Here is a 14,803-nt window from a genome sequence, read left to right as displayed (position 1 = left end):
AAGAAGTCGTATATTAAATACATATAAACATATTTTATGTTCTTTATTTGACAAAAAAACTAATCAATACAGAAGGAAGGATTTATTTATGAGCGAATCTGTTGAATTGAAAAGAGTTGCCATGGTATATGGACCTGATGATGATCCTCATATGTATGAACTATTTGAGGGAGTCCTGTATGATCGTAGCTATTTCTTTTATCTTGAACATGGAATATTGTATCTGCGACATGTACGAAAGGTAGAACAACCGGATCATTCACATCTTTATGTGGATGGGGAAAGTGGGGGGCTACAATTAGCGGAGAATGTACAACGTGAGATTATGGAAGTCGTTACAGAACTGATCGAGCGTTTGCGTAGCAAGGATGGATTAGCATTTTTACTGGATGAACTGCTATGGCTACATGGTAGAAGTCACATTGAACTTAGCCTCGTGAAAACAAAGGGAAATCTGTAAGCCAATATTGTTTTTCTTATGGTTCCTTCTATATTCCAATTATCCCATTTAGCTATAATGATTTGGACAAAATTACCGATGGGAAGATACGGCGAAGCTAGCTCAGTATAATCAACCCAGTATGTTGGTAAGTCAAATAGCCACCAGCATTACTTCACAAGAGAAGGGCGACTGGGAGCGGGCGGAACGGCGTTCATTTTTCCTAATGTTGGAACCAACATGGGCAGATGCGCATATACTTTCTATATACTAATGTCGGGAGGAGACAAACTTGTATCAAGTACCTTCTTATTGGAGAAATTCATACTATATGCGGGTCGATTTTGTACCTATCTGGAGCACAGGATTTCCGAAAGCAGTACAAATGATAAAGGAAGCGGTACAAGGGGAGCGTAACGATGAGCTGTTCTACGATGAATTAATCCATTTGGCTCCCTCACAAGAGCAGGTAGCTATTATTGAAAGCATCCGTAACGATGAACGTGGCCACAATAAAATGTTCAGAGAGATGTATCTGACTTTGACAGGACAGGAAATTACAGGCATCAGTAGTGAGCAATATGAGAGGGTGAAATCCTATACAGAAGGTCTACAACGTGCCTTGATGGGAGAATTGGGTGCGGTGGAACGATACCGCAACATCTGGTTTGGTTTGCCTGCTGGCATCTATAAGGACACGGTGTACGGTATCATATTGGATGAGCTTAAGCACGCTGCCAAATACAATTATCTGATTACGTTGAATCTCAAGTAGCTATTGACCGAAAGTCAATACTATTCAACATCAATTGGTTGCTGGATTTTATCCTTATATTCATCCACATAGAGCTGACCGTTGCTGCCTTTAACGGCATAGAATACGTCCTCTAACTTTTTGCCGCGAGCCTTCAATTGGGATAGCAGCCAGGTTTCGGGAATATGGTTGGAGTTTAAATTGCCATGCAAAAGCTGTCCGTCGATTACAAGTTCAATTGGGAACTGTGCGGCATTACCTGCATTCAACTGCAGATCTTTTAATGTCACGGCTTGCAGTTCCTTTTTCTTTTGGGCAGATAGTTTTCCGTTAATCTCAAGGAGGGCGTACTCCACTTCTTCTATATTAAAAATATCTTTCTCGCGAAGTTGCTGGTTTAAAGAATCCAATGTCATATTATTTTTTTTTAAGTTATCTTCGAGAATGAACCCTCCTTCTATGAGAACGGTGGGTGTTCCCTCTGTCCACATCTTAAAGTTTCTGAATTTCAAAAAAAGCTTGGCTAAAACATAAGAAGTAATTGTAAAAACGGACAGGGCTATTAATAGGTGGACAACTTCTATTTTTTCGTTAAATGCAAAGTTAGCAGCCATAGCTCCCAATATGACTGCCGTCACGAATTCATGAAAGTTCATATTGGAAAGGGTTTGCTTCCCCAATATTCTCCCAATTATCATAAGGATAACGAATGCAGAAAAACTTCTGATCAAAATAACGAGATGGTCCAATGTAAAAACCTCCTTGTTTAAAAATTGCAGGTATTCAGTATATAGGTTACCCGCTGCACTAGAATAATATACCAGTGGAATTAATGCATAAATGCTTTGGAACTGCTAACTGCTAATCCTATCAAAACAGCCCCGTCAAGAATTCTTTTTGAATAAATCCATAAACTTGATATACTCTGTTTACAGACATGACTAAGAAAGCCTTCTGTTTATACAGAAAGTTTCTGAATTAATATGGTATTTTACAGGCGATAAGGCTCGTTTTTACTAAGGATGGCGTAGAGCCATTTTCCACCTCACCCTGAAGGCAGGCTTGTAGGACTTTTAGAGCCGTTTCCGAGTAAAGGTCATAAAATACGGGTTCATATTCGGAGAATACCTGATCTAGCAAAGCCCAAGCATTTAGCTTTGCTTGCACGTATAAGGATGTTACAAATTCATGCTGTCTGGTCACATTTTGAAGCTCCGTGTGGGCTTCATCACATGCCCGATGCGGCTTTATATCACCGTGGTAGAACATTTCAGCTAAGTGCCAAGCGTCTGCTGCATCTGTCTTAACTTTGCGTAGCGTAGTCCCCCGAGCTCGCTTGGACTGCAAGGGATTCACAATGAAATGTGCAATTTCTTCTCGTATGAGAAATGCAACAAGCCCACGATGATTCGAACCTCATAGCTTCGCTTGTTATACGGGATCGCATGCCCCAACCAGCTCAAACATGGTCGTTGGTGATAGTGAGAGAATAGTTTTCTTGACGGGGTTATTTATTCCCCTAAAACCACCTAGTTCTTCCCGGCTATCGTCATCTTAAAACACCTATCAAAATAGGCCAACCAAAATTTTTGGTTGACCTAATAATACGAAAACCACCGGGAATAGGTTGGCCCCTGATCCGGTGGTTTTTCATACGCAGTATGAAATTCTCGCCGTGGTCGCCCACCGGCCTTTGTCAGAAAGTCGCGATGTGCAACCATCGCGGCTATTCTTATTTTACCCGGGTATAGCACATTTCATCTTCAATGGGTTCATTACCTACCGTTCCTCGTAAAGAAACGCGGGTCACAGTTACCGCAGTATCATCCAGCAGAATCACCTTTTGATCCAGAACTTGAATATCCGTAAAATGTAATACACCTGAACGGTGAGCTTCCAAATCTGCTTCTTTGTCCAACATCTGTCCAAAGTGATTTACAAATATAAGATCATCATAAATCAGTTCATCCAGGACCTTCACATCGCTGGATAACATGGCTTTACGAAGCTTTTCCTCGGATTCAATAATATGATTTTTCTGCATTTGAACAGACACCCCTTATGATTACGATCAGTAAGTATTTAAGAATAATTATGCATCTGCCAAAATCTCGTTACCAATGTCTCCTAATTTGTCACATCTGTAAACAGTTCCTGCGCAGTGCGCACAAATAACTGTACGGCCAGTGAAGCATTGTGCAGGGATGGCACGGCGATACCGATCTGGCGCGTAATCAGGGGTGTGGTTTCCTTGACAGTCAGATCATGGGGGAATGTGGACAAGGAGAGGGCAGAGACGATTCCCATACCTAGTCCCTGTCGAACCATGCTGACCAGGGTACTGACATTGTGAGTTGTGAAACGTGCCTGCAACTGGCTTTGTTCACGCTCAAAGCCTTCCATAATGGCAACCTCATGCCCGCCTTTACAGAAGATCATATCCTGCTGGTTCAAATCTCGAATGGCGATTTTGCTTTGTGATTGTAATGGGTGACCGTCCGGCAGGAGAATAACCATATTATCCTGACATAAAGGGATGACATCCACTTGCGGATCTGGCAGCAGAATGATACCTGCTTCAATCTCTCGGTTATGCAGCCATTCCTTGACTTCGTTGGTGGAGCCTTCATGCAGATCGAATATGAGGTTCGGGTAATGCTGACGAATATGATGTATGATGGGGGGCAGAAAATAGGCTGAGGCCGAAGGGAAGGCTCCGAGGGTGATGGTGCCAACGTCTAGCCCTTTTTCGGCGGCGACCTGCTGCTCTACTTTTTCCATGCTTTGCAGCATCATGCGGAATTGCAGTAGTACCTTTTGCCCGATATCCGTCAGCAGTACGCCTTTTTTCCGGTCACGCAACAATAGCTGGACACCTAGTTCACTCTCAATACTGGCGATGGCATGGCTGACTGCGGGTTGCGTCATATGCAGCTCATGCGCAGTTTGGGTGAAGTTTAGCGTTTCAGCTACACGTACAAAGATCATAATTTGGGTAATGGTCATAAGCGAAAGGTTATCTCCCTTATCGAAAACATTCATTTTATTTATTAGTGCCCACAGTATACGCTAGTAAAGTGAAGCTTTGCAAATGGCTGTAAATGATTATAGCCGTATGAAATGAGCGATGATCATCGCTAGAGGAGAGGAAGACATCTATGAAAACATTAACACCTAAAGCTACGCTGTGGCTTGTATTGATATTAGTGATGGTGTGGGGAATTAACTGGCCGTTGACCAAGCTGGCTTTGCCGGATATACCGCCGATTTTATTTTCAGGCATACGTACGCTGCTGGGCGGGCTAATCCTGCTTCTGTTCGCTATGCGTCACAGGGAAACCCTGCGTTTGAGACAGAATGCGTGGACGTATCTCGTTCTGGCGATATTTAATATTGCCGGCTACTATGGCTTGCAGACGGTGGGGCTGCGGTATTTGCCTGCCGGGTTATTTTCCACTTTAGTATTCCTCCAGCCGATCTTGCTTGGATTGTTCTCCTGGTTGTGGTTGGGTGAGCGCATGTTTACGATGAAGGTCATTGGACTGGTTCTTGGCTTTGGCGGGGTGATCGTAATTAGCTCCGGCGGGATGGCAGGGCATTTGTCCGTCTTGGGTATCGTACTGGGGCTGGCCTCTGGACTGTGCTGGGCGCTCGGAACAATTTATATGAAGAAAAAAAGCAAGCAGTTGGACTCCATTTGGGCGGTGACGATGCAGCTCATTTTTGGGGGAATTATGCTGAATGGGATTGGACTTACGACGGAGAAATGGAGCGATATTCACTGGACCCCCTCCTTTATCGGTATCTTGCTGTTTATATCGGTATTCGTGATTGCGATGGGCTGGATGATTTATTTTAAACTGATTGACAACGGAGAAGCAGGAACGGTTGGCTCCTATACATTTATGATTCCGGTGCTGTCTACGATCTTTAGTATGGTGATACTCAAGGAGTCGCTTACCTTGACATTCGTGGTGGGATTGGTGTTGATCGCGGGCAGTGTGTATCTGGTGAATACGGCTTTACCTGGAAAATGGGGCAACCGAAGCTCGAAGGTCCATGAAACGGAAACCTGCACCCATGAATCCATTTCATAATACCCTCAGTAGCTTTAATCAAGAGTACATATAGATCAAAATGGTTTAGTTTGTCTATATGTAGTATACATTTCGTTGGCTTAATCATTTATGAAATGGATTCAAATGAGTAGGGAATGCGAAAGTAGGAAAAATATACTAGATTATAAAAGAGGGCCATAGTAAAATATGACTATGTAAATAGAGAGGAAGTTTGCTATGGGGGAATTAGGCAGTCATACTCAGTCTGTGGAGCCGCAACCACAGGCTGTTCGTAAGCTCGCGGTTGTAGCCACGGTCATTTCAGGAATAGCTGTACTCGGATGTATTACCTTGGCGTTATGGAATTATAATCTGACTGCAAAGGTAAATACTCTAACTACAGCGAATGCTTCACTCAACAAGACTACGCAAGCATTGACAAAGCAACAAAAGGATACAGAGGTGCTGCTGCAACGGGTTAGATTAGCAGCCAACCTGTCAGCCATAACGCATGTGTTAGAGCAGACATCTGTCGTTACCGATGATTTTGTATTGGAAAAAGTGACCTTTGATGTAGCAGAGAATGGTACATTGAAGGCTGTGCTTTTAAATGTGAACAATCAACCGAATCTTGGTTTGGGTGGTGCTTATCAGGGTTATGGTAAATATAATATGGCGTCTTCTACTTTGACGAAGAAGGCGGAGGAAGTCATAAACATAGCTATGAAAGAGTACGGTACATCTGACAAGCTTCCGGTATGGGATAAGAAGACGACGGTGGAAATGACGGTCCACAATTATCCGCTCGGAAAGCGGGAAGGCGGCACTTTCAAGCTTACCAGTCAGCAATAGGAGGTACCTTATGAAGGATTTTGATGTAACTAAAGCCAAGTATGATCCGAAGCAGGAAGAAAAGGTGAAAAAGGGATTTTTCAAAAAGGTGAAATCCACGGCCGGGAAGGTTCCCTTTGTGAAGGATGCGGTGGCCATGTACTATTGTGCGATAGATCCTGAAACGCCTCTTTATGCCAAAGGAGTGGCCTTCGGGGCCTTGGCATATTTTATTTCTCCATTGGATGCCATATCGGATGTTATTCCGATGCTGGGCTTCACAGATGATGCGGGTGTCGTGCTGGCGGCCTTAAAAGTGCTGGACATGCATATCAAGCCTGCCCACAGGGAGAAGGCGAACGAATTTCTTTCTTGAGGGTTGCTTGAAGAGCGGGGGAGCTAAAGAATGGATAGGTACACGCCTACAGCGAGGGAACGCTGGCAGATGAGACAGAGTGAGCCGCAGCCGCAGGGCTGGGTGCTTGCTTTGTTTGGCTGGATTTTTGCAGGATTGGGGCTACTATTAAGTATTTTAGTCATTGGTAATCTGTCGGCTATTCTGGGTTTAGTCTTCGGCATTTTGACGAAACGGATAGAGCAACGAGATACACAGGGCATCCTGATTATCGTTTTAAGCTCCGTTGGGATCGGCATCGGGTTGTTGATTTTTATTATTTTTGGAGCACAAGGTTTTGTGGAAGGCCTGATAAGAGGTTATAATGAGCATTATCAGTCAGGGAGGTAAACGGTATTGAGCGTCATTATTTCACAGCAGATATCAGCAACGGGCGTGAAGGAATATACGAAGGTGATTAAAACATTTGATTCCCATTTTACACCTTTGGTTGGACAGAAAATCAGGGATACGGCTTTTGGCGATATGCAATATTATGATGTCGAGGACGTGTTTATTGATCTGGCAGAGAACGAATATTGGGTGATTTTACCTGCGGTTCTGCTGCATACTGATGATATCGAGGATGTACGGGATGCGGTGCGTGAGTATCGTTCACATGGTTGGGAATGTACAAAACCTTTGTAAATGCATGCTGCATAAGCATCTATACGGAAACGTCTTTCTTTTGCGAGATAGGCGTTTTTTATGTATTTATGTATAAAATCTTCCTAATGATTGGCATGAAAAGAAAGAATTAATGCTGAAAATGCGTAAATTGTATCATTTTTTATCATAAAACGACAGGTTGGGAAATGAAAACGGACTTAATGTGTTATACTTAGTATATCAAAGGACAAGAGTCTAAAACGACCGGTAAGGCCCTTTCTTTGAAGAGCCTCGTAAGGTTCAACGTTTATCCAAAATAAATGGTCAAAAGGAAAAGGGGAAATGCTAACGTGAGAGTGAATTTGAAATTTACGAACAAAGGGCAAGTTGCAGTCGAGAAGTTCAACAATGAGGAACTTATCGAAATCTTTACCCGCTATATTAAAACGTTAAGCAAGAAGTATGATATCTCGGTTACTGTACCGGAAGATCTGAATGAGCAGATCTTGGCAGAGGGCACGGTGAAGGTCGTGTTGGATAAGATTAATTGTGACATGGACGCTTTTTTCAAAGAGCTAAGCCGGGATATCAAGGTGCCACTGGTCAAAAGATTGGGTACCAAACTGGATAACGTGTTTAAGACCGAGGTCGTGGAGCAGGAACAGAACTAAGGACAAGGAACCGGCGAGTCTGAATGATGATTCGCAATATGAAATCATAAAACCTCCCGAATGGGGCGCATGGCTAGGCAATGTGCTCGTTCGGGAGGTTTTATATGTTTAAGCTGCTCTATTCAGCAAGAAAACATGCAATGTCGGCCCGTTAGCGGGTGGTGGACGCAAGGCGCAGCTTGGCTAAATCAAACGAAGGAACCAGCCCTTCCTGTGCGGCGCGTCCGAGCAGTGCTTCGATGGCCGCGTATCCACTGTCGCCCAGATTGGCGGTAAAGTCGTTCACGTACAGGTCGATATGTGATTGGGCCACATCCGGAGACAGCTCCTGCGCATGGGACAATACATACTCGCGTGAGGCCTCGGGATGCTTCCAGGCATATTCGACAGAAGCGTGTATCCAGCCTGCGATCGCATCGAGATCCAGAGAACGACGTGCAATAATGGCTCCAAGCGGAATCGGGAGCCCCGTATCTTCTTCCCACCAGTTGCCCAGATCCACTTGCTTGCTGAGACCGTAGGATGGATACGTGAAACGTGCCTCGTGAATAACCAGCCCGGCATCCATATGTCCATCACGGACAGCAGGCATGATCTGGTCGAACGGCATCACGACAATTTCACCAACCCCTCCCGGCACATGCTTGGCCGCCCACAGGCGGAATAGCAGATAGGCCGTGGAGCGTTCGCTCGGCACAGCCACGCGCTTGCCGGACAGTGCTTCCGGTCCTTCCGCTGTGGTGCCTTCCTTGGTCAGCACGAGCGGACCGCAGCCCCGGCCGAGCGCGCCGCCGCAAGGCAGCAGGGCGTATTCTTTCAGCACCCAAGGGAGTGCAGCATAAGAGATCTTCATGACATCCAGCCCGTTTGGCGTTACCGCCAGATTGTTGGTGATGTCGATATCGGCGAATGTGATGTCCAGCGAGGGTGCGCCCGGAATTAATCCATGCGCCAAGGCATGGAAGACAAAGGTGTCGTTGGGACAAGGTGAAAAAGCAATTTGCATCTATATAACCTCCGTTAATGTAGAGAATACGGCTTCCAACGCTTGCAAGGCCTCTTTGATCCGCCAGGCAGCGCGGTCACGTGGGCCAACTGCATTGGAAATCGTGCGGATTTCCATCACGGGCAGCCCCAGCTTGTTCGCCGCTACGGCTACCCCGTAGCCTTCCATTGCTTCGGCAGCGGCTCCGGGAACGCGCATCACCAGCCGTTCTGCTGAAGCCGCTGTACCTGTCGCTGTCGTGACGGTCAGGATCGGCCCGGCGACAGCTGTCTGTCCGGCGGCGCGTAGCGCCTCAACGAGCCGCTGCGTGGTTGCGCCGTTCACGGCGATTCGGCTGGAGCCGAATCCCAGCTCGTCCACGCTGCTGAAGCCTTCCGCCGTCTCGGCTCCAAGATCGACCGCGATGATCGCGTCAGCGACGACGACGCTCTCCAGTGCGGCGACATCCACGAATCCGCCGCCGATTCCGGCGCTGATGACAAGGCGGTAGCCACCGCCAGCCAGCGCCAACGCGGTCGAAGCTGCTGCGGACGGAGCGCCCACACCAGCCAGTTCTACTGCAAAGCGGCTGTCGCCTTTCAGCCCGCGCAGCACGGCTTCCCGTTCGCCCTCAACCGCGGTTATGATCAGGATGCGTCCGTCTGATGTTGTATGCTCCATCGGTTGATTCCCCTTTTAATTTAGATCATATGCTACTTCATCATACTGCTTTTTGAAATTATGTTCAAAAAATAACGACAAAAAAAGCGCTCTGTGGCGCCTTTTGGATAAACCTGCAATATGTTCACAAATTGAAAGCCAGCAGAATCGCTGCCTTAAATAATAACGATTACCCTGTGGTAACAGTTGGATATCAGTTATTTTCAAGGTGAAAAAGCAATTCTAATCTGGAAGAACAGTACAGGCATAGCATATAATAATTATATCGGCTGATCCTTGGTGATCAACTGAAACATCGTGATATTGCGGTCATAATGGCTTTGGGTCCCATCCTGATTGCGCACCCGAATCATCTCGCTACTGAACAATTCGATATATCCGCTGCCAATCTCGCAGTATACGCCCGTCGGGTCCTCCTGCCAGACTGAAACGAGATGCTGAGACAGCGCCGCGGTGAAAAATTCGATGTTTTTTTGCAGTACGCGTGGCGTTTTCTTGGGTTCCATAACGTAAATCCTCCTATATGATGCCATTTGAAAATGAAGCAATTGAACGTGGCTGGTATGTGACAAGTAACAACATGATAAACATGAAAAAAGTACGATTCGACAATCTATCTCAATGAAACAGACGTAAACACTGTACCCTTTAATACTATTTTTGTAAAGTATCCGAGTGACCTTTTCAACATCAGGCTGCGTTTTACACACATTTTACATTGTGTTTACACAGCTATGATGCTAGTGCGTTTCATCTAATAGTACAATAAAGCATAACTATACTGCATGATTGATGGAGGCCATATGTTGATAGAGAGTCAGAATAAGGATAAAGATAAAGATAAAGATAAAGCCGGGTCAGAACGCTACTTTAATCGGGATTTAAGCTGGATTGAATTTAATCGCCGTGTGCTTCAGGAAGCGCAGGATACAGATACACCGTTGCTGGAGAGAGCCAAATTTTTGGCGATTGTGTCCAGCAATCTGGATGAATTTATGGCTGTTCGGGTGGCAGAGACGCGGGAGAAGATCAAGGCCGGTTTTATGCAAAAGGACTTCACCGGATATACCCCCTCTGGTTTGTACAAACGGCTGATCAAGCGCACAGTCTCAATGGTATCGGAGCAGTATCGAACCTACCGCGAAATTTCCCGCCTGTTGACGAAAAAAGGGATTTTGCTGCTTGAATATGAGGGCTTGAATGCGACACAGCGCAAGTCTCTGGATACCTACTTTCATGAAATTATATTTCCGGTGCTGACGCCGATGGCGGTCGATCAGAGCCGTCCTTTTCCACTGGTTCATAATAAATATGTATATTTGGCAGTTGTACTGAGACGTCAAGGGGATACGGAGGAGGATAAGCCGTTTTTTGCCATCGTGCAGGTGCCTTCCAATATTCCACGTGTCGTGTCTGTGCCGTTGCGTTCCAATAGCAAGAAGAAATCATTCATTTTAATTGAAGAGCTGATCAAGCATCATATTCAAACGCTGTTCACAGGTTATGTGCCAGAATCGGTTCAAGCCTTTCGTGTCACGCGCAATTCCGATTTGTCCATTAATGAAGAAGAAATCGAAGATTTGCTCGAAGAGATTGAAAAAGAGCTGCGTCGCAGAAGACGCGGTGCGCCAGTAAGGCTGGAAGTGGAAAAAGGGATTAATCCCTTTGCTCTGATGGAGCTTCAGCGCGAATTCAAGTTGTTCGATCATGTGTTTGAGATGGACGGGCCGCTGGATTTGACATTTCTATCGTCCTTTGCCGATCAATTGGAAGGGTATTCGCATTTGAAGTTTCCGGCAATCAAACCGGTGTATCCGGAAGAGTTGCCCCCACAAGAGGATATCTTCAACGTACTTCGCAAACAGGACGTGCTGGTATATCATCCGTATGAGTCGTTCGATGCGGTAACGGATTTTATCATTGAGGCGTCAGAGGACCCTGATGTGATGGCGATCAAAATGACCCTGTACCGGGTCAACGGGGAATCCAAGCTGATACCGGCACTGGCACGTGCGGCCGAATCAGGCAAGCAGGTCACGGTGGTGGTGGAATTAAAGGCCCGTTTTGATGAGGAGCGTAATATTGCTTGGGCGCGTACGCTTGAGAAAGCAGGCTGTCATGTGGTGTACGGGCTAGTCGGTTTGAAGACGCACGCCAAAATCATTCTCGTGGTACGCCACGAGCGTAACATGCTCAAACGATACGTGCATGTGGGGACTGGCAACTACAATGAAAGCACGGCTCGCGTATATACGGATATCGGGTTATTCACGTCAGACCCGGTCTTGGGCGAGGATGCCTCCGAGCTGTTTAATGAAATCACGGGCTTCTCCGCACTCAAGACGCTGCAAGCTTTTACGGTGGCTCCGACGGGAATGAAAAACAAGCTGTTCGAGCTGATCCGCAGGGAAGCGGAGCAAGCACTTGCAGGCAAGCCCGCCCGGATTATCGCCAAAATCAACTCCTTATCCAGTCAGGAGATGATTGATGAGCTGTATGCTGCTTCTCAAGCAGGTGTGAAGATTGATTTAATCATTAGAGGGGTCTGCTGTTTGCGTCCCGGGGTGGAAGGCTTCAGCGAGAACATTCGGGTTATCAGTATTGTCGACCGTTTCCTGGAGCATTCCAGACTGTTCTATTTTGAGAATGCGGGGAATTCGGAGCTATTTCTCTCCAGTGCGGATTGGATGACTCGTAATTTGACTCGTCGGATTGAACTGATGTGCCCGATTTATGATGACCGGATCAAGGGAATGCTGTCGGACATTTTGCATTTGTCCTTGAGGGATAATGTGAAGGCGCGGCAGCTTCTGTCTAATGGCAGCTATCAGTTTGTGACAAGAAACGACGAAGAGGCCCCTATGAGGAGCCAATCCGAAGCCATGAAGGTTAGAAATTGGAAGAAGGAAGAATGGACCACGACAACGTAAGGTTCCATGCTTTTTGAAAATCTTTGGCGACAGCCTCCAGCTCCCGCTGTTCCAGAATCGGTTCACCCATGCTTTCCAGACGAAGATGCAGCGCATCGTCACCTGTGGTGGGATTGATGCTGGTGATGATGCCGGATTCGCTCCGATCCATGCCGATCGCAAGCTGGAGCAGGGAGCCCAACCGATGTACACGTTCTTCGTCGGAAGGCTCCAGAATATCGGCATGTGTGCGCAACAGTCGGGGCGTCCGATTCTTGGGATGGTAGTCTGCGATCAGCGCAGCCAGCACCGTTTCCTGATGGGATAAACCGCCGATGCCCGCATGTAGGATCCAGAACACGGAATGCTGGCGGAAATGATAGTAATTTAAGGCTGCTCCGGTTTTGTACAGCGTTGCGGCGGTCAGCAGCAGACGTTTGTCCATCGCTGAGGATGATACGTCAGCCCATACGTCAACGAGTTCGTCATAGAGTCGGACAGCGTACTCGTTAACCCGCTTGACGTGCTCTTCGCTAACCGGGACAGCGAATGAAAGTATATTGCGGATCGACGCGATGAGCGGATTGTCGACCACAGGCTTTTCGGAATTGACCAGTTCATGAAACAAACCGTCACGCAAACCCGCTCCGCTGACCCAATAGGTGGAACCATGAGCGGCCTCGAATATCGTTTTCAAGATAACTAGCCCCGGTACAATAATGTCGGCTCTGTCTTTGGACAGGCCGGCTGTTTTTTTGCGTTTTTCATAGGGAAGATGGGGCAGACTGACATAAAAATAATCGACATCTTCTGTCGTCATTTCGTAATGGTGCGTCACGGGCAACGAGTAATCCTGCCGCTTCTGATTGATTTTGGCCAAGGTACGCAAGGTACCGCCCAGACCGATGAACGGCAGGCCCGGATTGGAAAAGATCCAATCATGGTTTTGAAGCGAGGAACGGACGAAGCTCTCCAGCTCCTCGATCTGCTGAGAGGACCATTCACCATTCCTGACTTCCTGGCCAAAGCGCGAATTCGTGTTGACCGCGCCAAAAGGAAACGATACGGTATGAAGCCGCTGTCGCTCGCGGAACAGCGTAATTTCGGTACTGCCGCCCCCGATGTCAATAATAATGCCGTCGTTTACATTCATGGTATTGACCACGCCCAGAAAGCCCGCATAGCCCTCTTGCTCTCCGGTCAGTATTTCCAGCGTTAAGCCCGTTTCCTCCGCGATCCATTGGACGATCTCATCTGAATTCGCCGCATTGCGGATGGCTGCTGTCGCTGCTGCACGCATACGAAGGACCCCGTGCATACGGCATACTGCCTTAAATTGATTCAGTAATGGAGCAATGCTCCGAACAGCTTCTCGTTCCATACGTCCATTCGCCCCGACCTTCTCGCTCAGTCGTGCAGCTTCCTTGCATTCCTGCACAATCCGATAGGCGCCTGTCTCTGTCATTTCATAGATTACTAGACGAATGGAGTTTGATCCAATGTCCATGATGCCGATTTTGCTGTTCATGGTATGACCTCCTTGTCGAAAAAAACGATTTGAGCGTAAATTTCGCTGCTCTGTGCAAATGGTAGTCAGATTATTGTCATTGTACCAGTGATATCAGGTGCATGCTACCGTTGTCGATATGGACTTGGTCCTTGGACGATCATACAAGAATAGCTGGTTGCTGTTGAGTAGTATAAGTATACCTCACGGCGAAAGGAGAAAGGGTATGATGAGACAACTAGCAAGCAAATGGTTAAAGACAAAGGCGCTGCTGCACCATCCACATACCGCTGTTTATATACCGGAAACCAGTCTGTATAACGAGGAACAGTTGCGTATGATGCTACGACAATATGCTTTTGTATTTATAAAGCCCGTGAAGGGCGGCGGTGGAATCGGAGTCATGCGTGTGGCTAGGGGTCGTAGGGAATACACCTGCACACATATGGAACGCACATACCGGTTCAGCAGCTTTCAAGCGCTGGCTGTAGGAATCGGGAAGCTCCGGCTCCGGCGTCCGTATTTGATTCAGCAGGGTATTTTGTTGGCTACGATTCAGGATAGACCTGTGGACTATCGGGTAAAAGTGGTGAAGGAGGGGCAGAAATGGTTTTTCCGATCCGTGGTTGCCCGTCATGCCCGTCCCGGACTGGTCATTACGAACCTGTGCAAAGGGGGAACTCTGATCAAGGGAATGGATGCACTTCGGAAGATTTATCCCCGTCGGTTGGCTATCCGAAAGCGTCGTGAAATCGTTAATCTTACACAGCGATGCATTCCTGTACTGGAAAAAAGATTTCCAGGGATTGGACAATTGGGATTTGATTATGGACTTGATCCGAATGGACGGATATGGATTTTGGAGGTAAACACAAGACCCCAATAATCCTTTTTTATTGAATTTAATCCCATAAAATTCAATTTAGTAGATTGTGAATATAATATATTTGTGTAAACAATGAAAT

General features: G+C 46.7%; 17 protein-coding genes and 1 pseudogene. 10 read left to right on the top strand and 8 right to left on the bottom strand.

Annotated features, from left to right (window positions below):
* Positions 1-88: 88 nt before the first annotated feature.
* Entirely contained in the window at positions 89-460 is a 372-nt protein-coding gene (locus C1I60_RS01220) for a hypothetical protein (protein WP_137060139.1), read from the top strand.
* Positions 461-770: 310 nt separating this feature from the next.
* Entirely contained in the window at positions 771-1,214 is a 444-nt protein-coding gene (locus tag C1I60_RS01215) for a ferritin-like domain-containing protein (RefSeq protein ID WP_137060227.1), read from the top strand.
* A gap of 20 nt (positions 1,215-1,234) precedes the next feature.
* Here C1I60_RS01215 and C1I60_RS01210 read toward each other — a convergent pair whose 3' ends face one another.
* The 4 genes and pseudogenes from C1I60_RS01210 to C1I60_RS01195 all read right to left on the bottom strand — a co-directional run bounded on the left by C1I60_RS01210 (position 1,235) and on the right by C1I60_RS01195 (position 4,199).
* Positions 1,235-1,942 carry a DUF421 domain-containing protein gene (locus tag C1I60_RS01210; protein WP_252361504.1) on the bottom strand — a complete coding sequence of 236 codons (708 nt, stop codon included), beginning with the start codon at positions 1,940-1,942 and terminating at the stop codon, positions 1,235-1,237.
* 295 nt (positions 1,943-2,237) lie between these two features.
* Positions 2,238-2,609, bottom strand: a pseudogene (locus C1I60_RS01205) (IS110 family transposase); the annotation flags it as partial.
* A 316-nt stretch (positions 2,610-2,925) separates the two neighbouring features.
* A complete protein-coding gene (locus C1I60_RS01200; RefSeq protein ID WP_137060138.1) occupies positions 2,926-3,237 on the bottom strand; it encodes a nuclear transport factor 2 family protein in 312 nt (103 codons plus the stop codon).
* 83 nt (positions 3,238-3,320) lie between these two features.
* Complete coding sequence (locus C1I60_RS01195; protein ID WP_137060137.1) at positions 3,321-4,199, bottom strand: LysR family transcriptional regulator; 879 nt, start codon at positions 4,197-4,199, stop codon at positions 3,321-3,323.
* A gap of 152 nt (positions 4,200-4,351) precedes the next feature.
* Here C1I60_RS01195 and C1I60_RS01190 point away from each other — a divergent pair, with 152 nt between their 5' ends.
* The 6 genes from C1I60_RS01190 to C1I60_RS01165 all read left to right on the top strand — a co-directional run bounded on the left by C1I60_RS01190 (position 4,352) and on the right by C1I60_RS01165 (position 7,756).
* Positions 4,352-5,290 (top strand): DMT family transporter, encoded by a 939-nt coding sequence (locus C1I60_RS01190; protein ID WP_137060136.1) that lies wholly within the window; start codon positions 4,352-4,354, stop codon positions 5,288-5,290.
* A gap of 198 nt (positions 5,291-5,488) precedes the next feature.
* Positions 5,489-6,103: a hypothetical protein gene (locus C1I60_RS01185; RefSeq protein WP_137060135.1), complete on the top strand. Its 615-nt coding sequence runs from the start codon at positions 5,489-5,491 to the stop codon at positions 6,101-6,103.
* Between the two features lie 10 nt (positions 6,104-6,113).
* Entirely contained in the window at positions 6,114-6,458 is a 345-nt protein-coding gene (locus C1I60_RS01180; protein WP_137060134.1) for a YkvA family protein, read from the top strand.
* A 30-nt stretch (positions 6,459-6,488) separates the two neighbouring features.
* On the top strand, positions 6,489-6,827 hold the full coding sequence (locus tag C1I60_RS01175) for a hypothetical protein (RefSeq protein ID WP_137060133.1): 339 nt from the start codon (positions 6,489-6,491) through the stop codon (positions 6,825-6,827).
* A 6-nt stretch (positions 6,828-6,833) separates the two neighbouring features.
* Positions 6,834-7,124 (top strand): hypothetical protein, encoded by a 291-nt coding sequence (locus tag C1I60_RS01170; protein ID WP_025682160.1) that lies wholly within the window; start codon positions 6,834-6,836, stop codon positions 7,122-7,124.
* A 311-nt stretch (positions 7,125-7,435) separates the two neighbouring features.
* Positions 7,436-7,756, top strand: coding sequence for a hypothetical protein (locus C1I60_RS01165; RefSeq protein ID WP_014277849.1), 321 nt, complete (start codon positions 7,436-7,438; stop codon positions 7,754-7,756).
* Positions 7,757-7,907: 151 nt separating this feature from the next.
* Here the strand turns inward: C1I60_RS01165 and C1I60_RS01160 are convergent, their stop codons facing one another.
* From C1I60_RS01160 to C1I60_RS01150, 3 genes are all read right to left on the bottom strand, one after another.
* Positions 7,908-8,762, bottom strand: a complete 855-nt coding sequence (locus tag C1I60_RS01160) for a 1,4-dihydroxy-6-naphtoate synthase (RefSeq protein WP_137060132.1) — start codon at positions 8,760-8,762, stop codon at positions 7,908-7,910.
* Positions 8,763-9,422 carry a futalosine hydrolase gene (locus tag C1I60_RS01155; RefSeq protein ID WP_137060131.1) on the bottom strand — a complete coding sequence of 220 codons (660 nt, stop codon included), beginning with the start codon at positions 9,420-9,422 and terminating at the stop codon, positions 8,763-8,765.
* 260 nt (positions 9,423-9,682) lie between these two features.
* Positions 9,683-9,928 (bottom strand): hypothetical protein, encoded by a 246-nt coding sequence (locus tag C1I60_RS01150; protein WP_044645463.1) that lies wholly within the window; start codon positions 9,926-9,928, stop codon positions 9,683-9,685.
* A gap of 297 nt (positions 9,929-10,225) precedes the next feature.
* Here C1I60_RS01150 and ppk1 point away from each other — a divergent pair, with 297 nt between their 5' ends.
* On the top strand, positions 10,226-12,352 hold the full coding sequence (gene ppk1 / locus C1I60_RS01145; protein ID WP_137060130.1) for a polyphosphate kinase 1: 2,127 nt from the start codon (positions 10,226-10,228) through the stop codon (positions 12,350-12,352).
* Here the strand turns inward: ppk1 and C1I60_RS01140 are convergent.
* Positions 12,312-13,859 (bottom strand): Ppx/GppA phosphatase family protein, encoded by a 1,548-nt coding sequence (locus C1I60_RS01140; RefSeq protein ID WP_137060129.1) that lies wholly within the window; start codon positions 13,857-13,859, stop codon positions 12,312-12,314. The two genes, ppk1 and C1I60_RS01140, sit on opposite strands and share 41 nt — an antisense overlap.
* Positions 13,860-14,067: 208 nt before the next feature.
* Here C1I60_RS01140 and C1I60_RS01135 point away from each other — a divergent pair, with 208 nt between their 5' ends.
* Entirely contained in the window at positions 14,068-14,724 is a 657-nt protein-coding gene (locus C1I60_RS01135; RefSeq protein WP_137060225.1) for a YheC/YheD family protein, read from the top strand.
* The last annotated feature ends 79 nt before the right edge of the window (positions 14,725-14,803 follow it).

Source organism: Paenibacillus terrae (assembly GCF_005217525.1).
In the GTDB taxonomy this organism is placed as follows: domain Bacteria; phylum Bacillota; class Bacilli; order Paenibacillales; family Paenibacillaceae; genus Paenibacillus; species Paenibacillus terrae_C.
This window is presented reverse-complemented; position numbering and strand designations above follow the sequence as displayed.

Coding starts and splice junctions, on each gene's coding strand:
- C1I60_RS01220 (WP_137060139.1), top strand. CDS start 89: ATGAGCGAATCTGTTGAATTGAAAAGAGTTGCCATGGTATATGGACCT.
- C1I60_RS01215 (WP_137060227.1), top strand. CDS start 771: ATGCGGGTCGATTTTGTACCTATCTGGAGCACAGGATTTCCGAAAGCA.
- C1I60_RS01200 (WP_137060138.1), bottom strand. CDS start 3,237: ATGCAGAAAAATCATATTATTGAATCCGAGGAAAAGCTTCGTAAAGCC.
- C1I60_RS01195 (WP_137060137.1), bottom strand. CDS start 4,199: ATGACCATTACCCAAATTATGATCTTTGTACGTGTAGCTGAAACGCTA.
- C1I60_RS01190 (WP_137060136.1), top strand. CDS start 4,352: ATGAAAACATTAACACCTAAAGCTACGCTGTGGCTTGTATTGATATTA.
- C1I60_RS01185 (WP_137060135.1), top strand. CDS start 5,489: ATGGGGGAATTAGGCAGTCATACTCAGTCTGTGGAGCCGCAACCACAG.
- C1I60_RS01180 (WP_137060134.1), top strand. CDS start 6,114: ATGAAGGATTTTGATGTAACTAAAGCCAAGTATGATCCGAAGCAGGAA.
- C1I60_RS01175 (WP_137060133.1), top strand. CDS start 6,489: ATGGATAGGTACACGCCTACAGCGAGGGAACGCTGGCAGATGAGACAG.
- C1I60_RS01160 (WP_137060132.1), bottom strand. CDS start 8,762: ATGCAAATTGCTTTTTCACCTTGTCCCAACGACACCTTTGTCTTCCAT.
- C1I60_RS01155 (WP_137060131.1), bottom strand. CDS start 9,422: ATGGAGCATACAACATCAGACGGACGCATCCTGATCATAACCGCGGTT.
- C1I60_RS01150 (WP_044645463.1), bottom strand. CDS start 9,928: ATGGAACCCAAGAAAACGCCACGCGTACTGCAAAAAAACATCGAATTT.
- ppk1 (WP_137060130.1), top strand. CDS start 10,226: ATGTTGATAGAGAGTCAGAATAAGGATAAAGATAAAGATAAAGATAAA.
- C1I60_RS01140 (WP_137060129.1), bottom strand. CDS start 13,859: ATGAACAGCAAAATCGGCATCATGGACATTGGATCAAACTCCATTCGT.
- C1I60_RS01135 (WP_137060225.1), top strand. CDS start 14,068: ATGAGACAACTAGCAAGCAAATGGTTAAAGACAAAGGCGCTGCTGCAC.